Below are 11575 nucleotides of genomic sequence, written 5' to 3' on the forward strand. Positions count from 1 at the left end.
CAATGGCACGTCTGAGGTTCCTATGTCTCTCGTACAAAGTTATTTTCCGTTCTTCTTTTCAAATAGACTGATAAGATGGTCACTGTTGGTTTTGTGTTTGTAGAATCGGTGATCTGATATAAGCCAATTTATATGACCATATTTCCATCATTTAAGGCATGGATTTCTTGAGTCTCGAAGTCGATTTTTGAGCCTTTCAGGAAGGTGAGTAAATCATTTTTGATAGATTCATGAATGGCTTTTTTCCTTCTAAAGGCATTTTACCATTTGAAAAACTAACGGCATCTTCCGCATAGTGATTTATTCCATCTGCGTTACTGTTGCTTTAGGCTTGCGCGTAAGCATGTTCCAGTGCTTGAATTTCAGTTTTGATTGCCTCTTTGTATACGGTGACTGCGGAAACTTCTTTCTTTTGATTATAGGCTATCATCAAAGACATGACAGCCACTACTAGTCTTCCCTTAAAAATGCTGTCTTTCATAATTTTATTTTTTAATCTTTAACATAATGGATTAAGTTAAAGATTAAGGGCAATTAAAATTAAGTATAAAACATTGAATATCATTAATTAAAGCAAATATTTTGACTGATGAGCTCGTAGTTTCCTGTAAGGGCTAAAATACAACCATCATACTTTTTTACAGATCTGGAATGCAATTAGTACTTAAAAAAGAGTAGTCAATTTTTTTATTAAATTGGTACTCTTTCATTACTGTTATTTAATACCAAACGAATTTATATTTTAGTCCATATCGTTCTGGTATAATCCTGATCTAATATGAAAATAGTGTAATGTGATTGGACTGCATTAAATATACAATCGATATAATTTATGGAGAAGGGGGATTATTTTGTGATCAAAGTAGAATTGGAATCTCTTCCCTCATGATAAGCTTTCATAAAGGCCTCTTTGGATTCGTTCCAGTTGTTAATGCTTTCGAAAACAAATATTGCAATCATAGTCAGTAAACTCCAGTAAAGAATTTTGTAGCTACTTTCATTTTTATTGATTTTGGTTACTGATTGGTTAGAGGCATCATTCCATCCTCTTAAAAAATCACTTTTGGTTTCTCTCCAGTTGAAGATGGATTCAAACACAAAAAAAGCAGGTATTCCTATTGCAAATATACGAGGATCTCCTTTGGTTATTTTTCTATTAACTAGTTTGAGGATTTTGAAAAGAATATGATTTTAGAACAGGTATTTGATTGTAATTTAAAAATAATGACTGTGTTAATTTAGAAATAATTACTTAAAATTATTCCATCCAGATAAAAAAGCTCGTTGCGATCCATCCCAATTATAAATGATTTCAAACACTAAAAAGGTAACCATGCCTAATACAAATAGGAGAACATCTCTTTTTTTTATTTTCATTTTATTTGTTTTTCGTTAATCAAATGTACAAAACAAATATGGGTACGACCGTATAAATTACATTTTATGGATAATAAAAATGGAGGGTCTGTTGTGTAAGTCTATGTTTTCTTTCTTCCAGGCGGATGCTCTTTTTGTTTTAATATACTCGGTGGGTAATGTAATATCAGTGGCAATACACAGATAGGTTTCAGAGTTTAAAGCCTGTAATATGTCTTCCAGCATTTTATTGTTTCGATAAGGAGTTTCAATAAAAATTTGAGACTGGTTTTTTTCTTGAGATATTTTCTCCAGACTTTTAAGAGCTAATTTTTTCTCCCCTTTTTCAATAGGCAAATAACCGTGAAAGGTGAAACTTTGCCCATTCATTCCGGAAGCCATCATTGCCAAAAGAATGGAAGAAGGTCCTACTAACGGTACTACTTGTATGCCTTTTTCGTGTGCTAGTTTAACGATTACAGCACCAGGATCTGCCACGCCAGGGCAGCCAGCTTCACTCATTAGGCCAACATTTTTACCTTCTAATAAAGGTTTAATGAAGTCCAAGTGTTCTTGCACTTCGGTACGTTTGTTCAAAACAAAAAGAATTAACTCTGATTGTTTTTTTTCAGGATGTACTTCTTTGATTGATTTACGAGCTGTTTTCTCATTCTCAACGATATAGTAATCAATGAAATCTATGGTTCTTTTTACGGTCTGCGGTAAAACATCCATCGGTTCACAATCTCCCATGGTTGTAGGGATTAAATATAGTTTTCCTAAAAGAGTAGCTGGTTTCATTGTGGGGACGTTTGTATTTTTGATCGATAATATTCGATAAAAAAATAGGATTAAATAGAAAATTTAACTTTTCTTCGAGTTTGAAAATCTTAAGAATGTTAGTTTAAGCGTGCTTGGCTATTAATTTGTCGGCTATGATGTCGCAAACTTCATCAAGCATGTTATAGACTATTTCAAACCCATTTGTCATTCCGAAATAAGGATCTGGAACATCTACATTTTCATTTGGATACAATTCATTCAAGATGATTTGCACTTTGCTTTTATGCGCTAGATTTTCTGCAAGGTTGATCACATTCTTGTAATTGGATTGATCCATTACATAGATATAGTCATAAGTATCAAAGTCAGTGAGTTTGAATTGACGCCCTTGTTGACGCGAAATATCAAGATTGTGAATTTTTGCCTCAGCTATCGAACGGGCGTCAGGAGCATGACCTATATGCCAATCTCCTGTTCCTGCTGAATCTACAGTGAATTTAGTTTCGGGAAGTTTGGAGGCTAAAATACCTTCGGCCAAAGGTGACCGACAAATATTTCCCAAGCAAACCATTAAAATTTTTATGGACATGATACGTTTATAACGTTAGTTTTTTATGTATATCTTCAACAAATTTCTTGAATTGTTTGTCAGTCGCTACGAGATTGTCAACCGTTTTGCAAGCGTGTAGTACAGTCGCATGATCACGATCGCCTATTTGATGTCCAATATTTGCCAAAGAAGCTTTTGTGAATTTCTTTGCAAAAAACATAGCCAACTGTCTTGCTTGTACCACATGTCTTTTTCTAGTTTTCGACTGTAATGTTTCTAAATCCAATTGGAAATAATCAGAAACTGTTTTTTGAATATAATCGATAGAAATTTCGCGTTTTACATTTTTCACAAATTTTTCAACGACGCTTTTTGCTAGTTCGATTGTCACTTCTTTTTTGTTGAAAGAAGATTGAGCGATTAGGGAAATAATAGCTCCTTCAAGTTCTCTAACATTCGATTTGATATTGCGGGCTACATATTCTATGATTTCTTCAGGGATCTCAACACCATCGCGGTACAAGATATTTTTCAAGATAGAAATCCTTGTTTCATAATCGGGTTGGTGCAATTCTGCTGACAGTCCCCATTTAAAACGAGATAATAGTCGTTGCTCGATATCTTGCATGTCAACAGGAGCCTTATCAGAAGTAAGTATTACCTGTTTCCCGTTTTGGTGAAGGTAATTGAAGATGTGGAAAAATACGTCTTGAGTTCCAGACTTACCGGATAGGAATTGTACATCGTCAATTATTAAAACATCAATAAGCTGATAGAAGTGAATAAAATCATTTCGATTATTTTTCTTTACCGAATCGATATATTGTTGTGTGAAAATTTCAGCTGAAATGTATAGAACTGTTTTTTCGGGATATTTATCTTTAATCTCGACCCCTATTGCATGTGCTAAGTGTGTTTTACCTAATCCTACTCCACCAAAAATCAATAAGGGGTTGAATGACGTTCCACCAGGTTTGTTGGCAACAGCCATACCTGCTGAACGGGCTAATCTGTTTGAATCTCCTTCAAGAAAATTATCAAAACTATAGTTGGCGTTGAGTTGTGATTCAATCTTTAGGTTTCTGATTCCAGGGATTACGAAAGGATTTTTTAATTCCGGATCTAGGTTTTTATAAGGAGCATCGATGTTTTGCGATTTCATTGGTGCGCGATTTGAACTCGGCAATTGTTCCGTAAACGGTTGTTTGTTGCCGTAAGTGTTTTCCATCTTAATCTTGTAAAGTAACTTCGCGTTTTTGCCAAGTTCTTTAGTTAGGGCTACTTTTAATAATTTTACGTAGTGCTCTTCTAACCATTCGTAGAAAAATTTACTTGGTACTTGAATGTATAATGCGTTATCGGTAAGTTCAACTGATTTGATAGGTTCGAACCAAGTTTTGAATGCTTGATCCTGAATGTTGTCTTTTATAAAAGACAAGCAGTTTTCCCATACTGATTGAGCAGTTTTGTTCATAAATTCTAGATAAATTATTTTGTTTAGTAATTGACGTCTTACTAAATAATGCTTAAAAAGTCACTATTTTTCGGGGTAACAAATATGTGAACAAATTTCTGTAAAAAAAAATATTTAGTTATTGATTATGTAGTAATATTGTTGTAAGCATTAATAAGAAGCTAAAATTAGATAAAAATAACAAACAAATATAGTATGAAAGAACATGAATTTAATATAAGGGTGAGGTATTCTGAAACGGATCAAATGGGTGTTGTTTATCATGGAAACTATGCTCAGTATTTTGAGATGGGACGCGTGGAATGGCTTAGAAACATTGGGATTTCTTATAAAAGAATGGAAGAAGATGGAGTTATGCTTCCGGTAGTTTCCTTGAATATAAATTATAAAAAACCGGCTCGTTATGATAACCTTTTACGAATAAAGACTATCTTGAAAAGTCAGACTACCGTTAAGGTTGAATTTGATTATGAAATTTATAATGAAGAAGGGGAGTTATTAACAATTGCCAATTCAATTTTGGTTTTTGTGAACATTAAAACAGGTCGTCCGACAGTTCCTCCAAAGTATGTAACGGAGAAGCTTTTGAATATGTAAAAATTAAGGATAAAAAATAATTATTCTTTAATTTTAATATCTATTTCAAATATGGAGTTGAAAATGTCGAAAATCATTTCGGCATTTTTTTTTCGCGCTTTGATCTCGATTTTCCCAAGCGGCAATCCTGTTTCTTCGTTTATTTCCATTTCTTGATTTACCATTTCCAGCTTTTTTTCTTTAATTACTCTCATGACTTTATTCATGTTTTTATAATCAAATAAAATCTGGTAATGGATGTCTATCGTTTTTTCGATAATTTCACAACTTTCAAGTGTGAGTTGGGCGGTTGTTTTATAAGCAGATATGAGTCCGCCAACACCTAATTTAACGCCTCCAAAAATCCGAGCGACTACTACTAGTGTGTTTGTAAGAGCAAAGGACTGTATTTGTCCATAAATAGGCATCCCGGCGCTATTACTTGGTTCTCCGTCATCATTGGCTCGGTAAGAAAGGGTATCTGTTCCTATTTGGTAGGCATAGCAAAAATGTCCTGCATGTGGATGCTTGTTCCTTAAATTGTCAATAATGCTCTTCACGTCGTCTTCTGACTGAATAGGGTGGGCAGAGCCAAAGAATTTACTGTTCTTTTCCTTATGTAGGATTTCTTCCGATGTAGATTCGATAGTATTGTACGTGTCTTTTACTTCCAAAAGGGGTTTTCTAAATTATGTTTTTATTGAATAATTCCACAACGTCTTCTTTGCCCACCTGTAAATTCCATACTTGTAAGCCCAGCGATAGCGCAGCGTCAGTATTTTCTTTTTTGTCATCAATGAATAAGGTGCGTTTCGGCTGCAAATCATGTTCGTTTAAAACGAAGTTGTAAATTTCAGGATTCGGCTTTCGCATTCCTATTTCAAACGAGAAATACACTTTTTCAAAGCACTTGTAAAAATCACCGTAAAAGGAGGGACCATTTTTTTGTTCGAATGTTTCGATATGGATAGCATCGGTGTTACTGAGTAAAAATAAGCGGTATTTTGAAGACAGCATCTGCAGGAATTCCAATCGATATAGAGGAAAGTCCAGTAAAATGGCACTCCATGCCTGCAAAATGGCATCACTACTCCCACCGGGAATGTGTTTTTGAATGCCGGCAATAAATTTTTCCCTGGAGATTCGACCGGTTTCAAATTGAATATTTAATTGTTGTAGCTCTTCGTCCCATTCAGTAAGTCCCAAATTTTGCAGTGCGTCAACGGTGGCTTGTTTGTCTAAATTAATAAAGACATCACCAAAATCAAAAATAATTGCATCAATCATAGTTTCTGGATATTATAAGTTCGTCTTGACCAATTGCACGTTTTTCCGAAGAATATGCCAGCAGCTCTGGTGCTTTAGTGCCTTCTCTAAGAAGTGCATTTCCTTTAAAAACTCGTACTTCATCCCAGAGATTTGCATCAATGAAAGTTTGTAATGTTTGTCGGCCGCCTTCAATTATCACTGATTGAATTTGATATCTATACATCAAATCTATCACTTGATTTGCCATCTTTTTTTCAAAGTCAATGCTTTCAAAGATAAGGTTTTCTTGATTGATAGTAGTCGTTGCTTTTGATAAAACAATAGTTTTCAATTGATTGTCATGCACATGGCTTTTTTTTGCTATGCGACTGTTTTGATCTAGAACGATTCGGATAGGATTGTTTCCAGTCCAATCTCTAACAGTTAATTTTGGGTTGTCATCAATGACTGTCTGTGTTCCCACAAGAATAGCTTGCTCTTCGCTTCTCCATTTATGAACTACTTGTCTCGAATAGGCATTTGTGATCCAAACTGGTTTCTGCTCTGACTTTACTTTTGGCGAAATAAAGCCGTCCTGACTTTCGGCCCATTTCAATATGAGATAGGGTCTTTTCTTTTGATGAAACGTAAAAAATCTTTTGTTCAGTTCGTGGCATTCGTTTTCAAGAATACCGACAGTTACCTTTATTCCGGCTTCAATTAATTTTTTTATGCCGTTCCCCGCTACTTTTACATTAGGGTCGACCGTTCCAATAACGACCTGTGAAATTGCATTTTTTACAATTAAATCTGAGCAGGGTGGTGTTTTTCCAAAATGACTGCAAGGTTCTAAGCTTACATAAATGGTCGCTTTTTTTAATAGGGATTTGTCTTTTACTGAATTGATGGCATTCACTTCCGCATGTGGTTCGCCTGCTTTTTTATGCCAGCCTTCCCCTATGATTCTACCTTCATAAACAATTACACTGCCCACCATCGGATTAGGGTAGGTGGTTCCCAAGCCGTTTTTGGCTAATTGGATGCATCGCTGGATGTATTTTTCATGTATTTTCACGTTGCAAAAGTAGTTATTTTTGGGGTTAGCGTAGAATCTTTGGGATTAGTTTTAAAACTTTCGAAAATAACAACAAACAAATTCTATTTTTGTCTTTTTATAAACAAGCAGTTACATAGAATGGAAAATTGGATTATTAGAAAAATCGAAAAAAGGGATAATGCAGCCGTTGCCCAGTTAATAAGAGCGGTGTTTGATGAATTAAATATCCCAAAAGTAGGAACGGCCTATGCAGATCCTTACTTAGATTTGATGTTTGAGGAATACAAAAAGCCCCAATCAGTTTATTATGTTGTTGAAAACAATGGAAAAATAGTAGGATCGGCTGGAGTCGCTCCTCTTGAAAATGAAGCGGCAACCATTTGTGAATTGCAGAAAATGTATTTTTTGCCAGAAACACGCGGTCTGGGGATAGGAAGTCAAGTGATGGCTCTATGCCTGCAAAGCGCAAAAGACTTTGGTTTTGAAAATTGTTATCTTGAAACGATGCCTTTTATGCATGATGCCCAGAAACTATACAAAAAAGTGGGTTTTGAATATATCAACGCGCCCATGGGTAGCACGGGACATGTCTCTTGTCCGGTTTGGATGTTGAAGAAATTATGAGTTATGAATTTTTAATTTAGACCAATAAAATACTATGAAAATTAAAGAGTATAGAAGTCAATTTATTCAAGCATTGCTACCGATTTATGATGAAGGCGAGGCCGAGAGTTTTTTTTATCTTATACTGGAAGAGAAGCAGCAGTTAAAAAGAATTGACTTGGCTCTGGATCCTAAGCTGATTTTTTTGGAGGAGGAATTGGCACTTTGGAATTCTATCTTAGAGCAGCTGAAGCTCGAAATTCCTATTCAATACTTGCTGGGGAGCACTAGTTTTTATGGTTTGGATTTTGAGGTAAACGAAAATGTACTAATTCCGAGACCTGAGACGGAAGAATTGGTGGAATGGATTATTAAGGGAAATCCAAAGATTGAAGGATTTAAAGATTTAAAGATCTTGGATATTGGAACGGGAAGCGGTTGCATCGCTATTTCATTGGCTAAAAATATGCCAAATGCTAAAGTCTACGCCATTGACATTTCTGAAAAGGCTTTGGCTACAGCCAAAAAAAACGCACTATTACATAAAGTAGATGTTACATTCATAACTCAGAATATTTTAGAAACGGAGGACCTAAAACAGCAATTTGACATTATAGTTTCTAATCCTCCCTATGTTCGGAATCTAGAAAAACAGGAAATCAAGAAAAATGTATTGGACAACGAGCCTCATTTAGCACTTTTTGTAGAGGATAATGATGCCTTGCTTTTTTATAAAAAAATCGCAACATTAGCGCAGAAAAATCTTTTAGAAAACGGACAGTTATTCTTCGAGATTAATCAATATTTAGGCAAAGAGACGATCACATTACTGGAGAAAATGAATTTCAAGAATATTGAATTGCGAAAAGATATTTACGGCAACGACAGGATGATTCGAGGGACGATTTAAGGTTTTTAGTAACTCTTGCGAGTACACAAAAAACATGTTTTGTCATCAAAAAACTTAGAAATCTCCGTTTCGGGAGCAGTTTGATAAGGTTTTTCTCCTTCGCTGGAATGAAAATTGTCGCTTTTGCGAATAAAAGAGTAGCTGCCTTTTCCAGAAAAGACAGAGTCCGTAAAGTATCCCAAATCTTACTCATATCGTAAGGCTTCGATTGGGTCCAGATAAGCAGCTTTAATTGCAGGATACAAACCAGAAACGATAGCAACCATGAAACTGGTTAAGAACGCAGCTAGAATGGCTACCCAAGGAATGACAAACGCAAAGCTTAGTGCACTTGCGATTCCGTAACCGATTAGAATTCCTAAAATAATTCCAACGATACCGCCCAGTTGACCAATGAGTAAAGTCTCTATAAAAAACTGAATGGCGACGGTAGATCTTTTGGCTCCTAATGCTTTTCTTACCCCTATTTCTCGCGTCCGTTCGGTTACAGAAACAATCATGATATTCATCAAGGCAATAGAAGATCCTAAAACGGTAATAATTCCTATCAACCAAGAAGCTAATCCCAGGTACTTAGTGATGCCCAGGATCCTATTAATAAGATCGTCACTGCGTACAACACCGAAATTATTGTCTCTTACGGGGCTTAACTTGCGAACATTACGCATGGTAATGATGGCATGGTCTATGGCTTTGTCTAATAATTCTTTATTGGAAACCATAACACTCATCGTGTAATTAATGTTTGGCGCCGTAAACAAGGATCGGGCAACTTGTATTGGAATCAAGACTCTTAAATCTTGTTTGTTGCCAAAGGTGGAGCCTTTCTCTTTCAGGATACCTATTACTTTGAACCGGGCACCGCGTATCGATATTGTTTTGCCAATAGGGTTGATATCTTTGAGTAGTCCTTTACCAAAATCAGAACCTACAACACAAACATAGTTGTTGTTGTCTATATCAAAACCTGTAAAATTTCTGCCCAAGCTTGTTTCTAAACCGGAATTGGTCATAAAATGTTCATCAACGCCTACAACGGCAATTTCAGGATCCGTCTTTGTGGCTTCATATTTTACCTCTGCATTAGAAGTTGCCGTAAAGGAGAGGGAGGTTTCCGTAAAGGGATAGTCGTATTTATTTTTAAAATCGACTGCCTCGGGGTAGGAAATAATAGGGTTTATAATTTTTCGTTCCTCTCCTCCTCGTCTTTGTGTTACGTTTTCGTATTGATTGACGTTAAAAGTATTAGCACCCATTGACGCAAAATCAGAAGACAGCGTGTTTTCCAGTGCAGAAACTACAGTTAAGATACCCACTAAAGCTGTAATTCCAATAGCGATAATTAATACGGTGAGAGAGGTACGCAATATTTGAGTTCTAATGGAACCGTAAGCAATTCGTACATTTTCTTTGAATAAATTTAACATCATGGTAGTTTGACACGAAAATACAATTTTTGTTACAAGTTTGTTTTGGAAGGAGTAATATTTATTTTAAAAATAGGATATTTGCAGCTTGAATCTACGAATTAGGAATTTACGAATGGCTAATTTTTCACCAATCGATGGAATCCTGAAGCGCAAATAGTAAAACCTAAATTAAAACTAATGGCATCAAAACCGAGCATCCCAAAAGGAACAAGAGATTTTTCACCTGTTGAGGTGGCAAAACGTCAATACATCATCCAAATCATTAAAAATAATTTTGAGAAATTTGGCTTTCAACCTATAGAAACGCCATCGTTCGAAAATTCAGAGACCTTAATGGGTAAATATGGAGAAGAAGGAGATCGTCTGATTTTCAAAATTTTAAATTCTGGAGATTATTTGTCTAAAGCCAATGTGGAGTATTTAGAACATAAGGACAGTACGAAGTTGACTTCGAGTATTTCAGAAAAGGCATTGCGTTATGACTTGACTGTTCCATTTGCTCGTTATGTGGTTCAACATCAGAACGAGATTGAATTCCCATTTAAAAGATACCAAATCCAACCAGTTTGGCGTGCAGACCGACCACAAAAAGGACGATTTAGAGAGTTTTTTCAATGCGATGCTGATGTAGTTGGGTCAAAGTCTTTGTGGCAGGAAGTGGAATTAGTGCAGCTTTACGACACTGTGTTTTCTGAGTTAGGTTTAAAAGGGGTGACTGTTAAAATTAATAATAGAAAAATATTATCTGGAATAGCTGAAGTAATTGGGGCTTCAGACAAATTGATTGACTTTACCGTTGCACTTGATAAACTGGACAAAATAGGTGAGGACGGTGTGAAAAAAGAAATGATAGAAAAGGGAATTGGAGCGGAAGCGATTGAAAAAGTTCAGCCTCTCTTTAATTTCACCGGCACTATTACAGAGAAAATCGAAAAACTAGGACAGCTTTTAGCCTCTTCAGAAGAAGGAATGAAAGGGGTGGAAGAATTGCGTTTCATTTGTGAAAATGTAACGAAACTAGGACTCTCATCGGCAATATTGGATCTTGATGTTACCCTTGCACGTGGATTGAATTATTACACTGGGGCAATATTTGAAGTAGCATCTCCTAAAGAAGTGGCCATGGGTTCCATCGGTGGGGGAGGTAGATATGATGATTTGACCGGTATTTTTGGGTTGAAAAACATGAGCGGAGTAGGTATTTCTTTTGGATTAGACCGAATCTATTTGGTGGTGGAAGAATTAAATCTTTTTCCAGAAACCGTTACTGCATCATCAAAAGGATTGTTTCTTAACTATGGTGATGCTGAAGCGTTTTATGCCTTACAGGCAATACAAAAGTTACGGAGCTCGGGCATCAAAGTTGAATTGTATCCTGATAACGCAAAAGTGGCAAAGCAGTTTCAATATGCCGACAAGCGAAATATTCCTTTTGCAGTAATAGTGGGGGAACAGGAAATAGCTTTAAATTCTTTTTCGTTGAAGAACTTAGTGAGCGGAGAACAGGTTTCGCTTGATTTTGAAGGTTTAAAAAAGGCTTTGAATTAATTTAAATTTCACGCATAAAAAAAGCTTTGTTAATTAACAA

The 11575-nt window shown here is 35.7% G+C and carries 13 protein-coding genes; 4 read left to right on the top strand and 9 right to left on the bottom strand.

Annotated elements, in window-relative coordinates; all coding sequences use genetic code 11:
• Window positions 1–325 precede the first annotated feature (325 nt).
• From A3SG_RS21590 to dnaA, 5 genes are all read right to left on the bottom strand, one after another.
• Complete coding sequence (locus A3SG_RS21590; RefSeq protein WP_016989841.1) at window positions 326–481, bottom strand: hypothetical protein; 156 nt, start codon at window positions 479–481, stop codon at window positions 326–328.
• A gap of 365 nt (window positions 482–846) precedes the next feature.
• Window positions 847–1098: a hypothetical protein gene (locus tag A3SG_RS0109765; RefSeq protein WP_016989842.1), complete on the bottom strand. Its 252-nt coding sequence runs from the start codon at window positions 1096–1098 to the stop codon at window positions 847–849.
• A 336-nt stretch (window positions 1099–1434) separates the two neighbouring features.
• Window positions 1435–2157: an SAM-dependent methyltransferase gene (locus A3SG_RS0109775; RefSeq protein ID WP_016989844.1), complete on the bottom strand. Its 723-nt coding sequence runs from the start codon at window positions 2155–2157 to the stop codon at window positions 1435–1437.
• Window positions 2158–2260: 103 nt separating this feature from the next.
• On the bottom strand, window positions 2261–2728 hold the full coding sequence (locus A3SG_RS0109780) for a low molecular weight protein-tyrosine-phosphatase (protein ID WP_016989845.1): 468 nt from the start codon (window positions 2726–2728) through the stop codon (window positions 2261–2263).
• 7 nt (window positions 2729–2735) lie between these two features.
• On the bottom strand, window positions 2736–4163 hold the full coding sequence (gene dnaA, locus A3SG_RS0109785) for a chromosomal replication initiator protein DnaA (RefSeq protein WP_016989846.1): 1428 nt from the start codon (window positions 4161–4163) through the stop codon (window positions 2736–2738).
• 195 nt (window positions 4164–4358) lie between these two features.
• On the opposite strand from dnaA, the gene A3SG_RS0109790 reads away from it, so the two are divergent.
• On the top strand, window positions 4359–4760 hold the full coding sequence (locus A3SG_RS0109790; RefSeq protein ID WP_016989847.1) for an acyl-CoA thioesterase: 402 nt from the start codon (window positions 4359–4361) through the stop codon (window positions 4758–4760).
• 20 nt (window positions 4761–4780) lie between these two features.
• Here A3SG_RS0109790 and A3SG_RS0109795 read toward each other — a convergent pair whose 3' ends face one another.
• Genes A3SG_RS0109795 through ribD form a run of 3 tightly spaced genes read right to left on the bottom strand, consistent with a single transcriptional unit; the run spans window position 4781 to window position 7062 of the window.
• The gene (locus A3SG_RS0109795) at window positions 4781–5413 is read right to left on the bottom strand and encodes an IMPACT family protein (RefSeq protein ID WP_016989848.1); all 633 of its coding nucleotides are present in this window, start codon (window positions 5411–5413) and stop codon (window positions 4781–4783) included.
• Between the two features lie 10 nt (window positions 5414–5423).
• Window positions 5424–6026: an HAD family hydrolase gene (locus tag A3SG_RS0109800; RefSeq protein ID WP_016989849.1), complete on the bottom strand. Its 603-nt coding sequence runs from the start codon at window positions 6024–6026 to the stop codon at window positions 5424–5426.
• On the bottom strand, window positions 6019–7062 hold the full coding sequence (gene ribD / locus A3SG_RS0109805) for a bifunctional diaminohydroxyphosphoribosylaminopyrimidine deaminase/5-amino-6-(5-phosphoribosylamino)uracil reductase RibD (protein ID WP_016989850.1): 1044 nt from the start codon (window positions 7060–7062) through the stop codon (window positions 6019–6021). The genes A3SG_RS0109800 and ribD overlap by 8 nt, the downstream gene beginning before the upstream one ends.
• 120 nt (window positions 7063–7182) lie before the next feature.
• On the opposite strand from ribD, the gene A3SG_RS0109810 reads away from it, so the two are divergent.
• Together A3SG_RS0109810 and prmC are read left to right on the top strand one after the other, a co-directional pair.
• Window positions 7183–7668, top strand: a complete 486-nt coding sequence (locus A3SG_RS0109810; RefSeq protein ID WP_029596723.1) for a GNAT family N-acetyltransferase — start codon at window positions 7183–7185, stop codon at window positions 7666–7668.
• Between the two features lie 34 nt (window positions 7669–7702).
• On the top strand, window positions 7703–8557 hold the full coding sequence (prmC, locus tag A3SG_RS0109815) for a peptide chain release factor N(5)-glutamine methyltransferase (RefSeq protein WP_016989852.1): 855 nt from the start codon (window positions 7703–7705) through the stop codon (window positions 8555–8557).
• 185 nt (window positions 8558–8742) lie between these two features.
• Here prmC and A3SG_RS0109820 read toward each other — a convergent pair whose 3' ends face one another.
• On the bottom strand, window positions 8743–9987 hold the full coding sequence (locus A3SG_RS0109820; RefSeq protein ID WP_035663750.1) for an ABC transporter permease: 1245 nt from the start codon (window positions 9985–9987) through the stop codon (window positions 8743–8745).
• Between the two features lie 177 nt (window positions 9988–10164).
• On the opposite strand from A3SG_RS0109820, the gene hisS reads away from it, so the two are divergent.
• The gene (gene hisS / locus A3SG_RS0109825) at window positions 10165–11535 is read left to right on the top strand and encodes a histidine--tRNA ligase (RefSeq protein WP_016989854.1); all 1371 of its coding nucleotides are present in this window, start codon (window positions 10165–10167) and stop codon (window positions 11533–11535) included.
• Window positions 11536–11575: the final 40 nt, after the last annotated feature.

Origin of the sequence: Flavobacterium sp. ACAM 123 (genome assembly GCF_000264055.1) — a bacterium.
In the GTDB taxonomy this organism is placed as follows: domain Bacteria; phylum Bacteroidota; class Bacteroidia; order Flavobacteriales; family Flavobacteriaceae; genus Flavobacterium.

What these genes read in the sequence shown, in the direction of transcription:
- A3SG_RS21590 (WP_016989841.1), bottom strand. Translation starts at nt 481, where the DNA reads ATGAAAGACAGCATTTTTAAGGGAAGACTAGTAGTGGCTGTCATGTCT.
- A3SG_RS0109775 (WP_016989844.1), bottom strand. Translation starts at nt 2,157, where the DNA reads ATGAAACCAGCTACTCTTTTAGGAAAACTATATTTAATCCCTACAACC.
- A3SG_RS0109780 (WP_016989845.1), bottom strand. Translation starts at nt 2,728, where the DNA reads ATGTCCATAAAAATTTTAATGGTTTGCTTGGGAAATATTTGTCGGTCA.
- dnaA (WP_016989846.1), bottom strand. Translation starts at nt 4,163, where the DNA reads ATGAACAAAACTGCTCAATCAGTATGGGAAAACTGCTTGTCTTTTATA.
- A3SG_RS0109790 (WP_016989847.1), top strand. Translation starts at nt 4,359, where the DNA reads ATGAAAGAACATGAATTTAATATAAGGGTGAGGTATTCTGAAACGGAT.
- A3SG_RS0109800 (WP_016989849.1), bottom strand. Translation starts at nt 6,026, where the DNA reads ATGATTGATGCAATTATTTTTGATTTTGGTGATGTCTTTATTAATTTA.
- A3SG_RS0109810 (WP_029596723.1), top strand. Translation starts at nt 7,183, where the DNA reads ATGGAAAATTGGATTATTAGAAAAATCGAAAAAAGGGATAATGCAGCC.
- prmC (WP_016989852.1), top strand. Translation starts at nt 7,703, where the DNA reads ATGAAAATTAAAGAGTATAGAAGTCAATTTATTCAAGCATTGCTACCG.
- A3SG_RS0109820 (WP_035663750.1), bottom strand. Translation starts at nt 9,987, where the DNA reads ATGATGTTAAATTTATTCAAAGAAAATGTACGAATTGCTTACGGTTCC.
- hisS (WP_016989854.1), top strand. Translation starts at nt 10,165, where the DNA reads ATGGCATCAAAACCGAGCATCCCAAAAGGAACAAGAGATTTTTCACCT.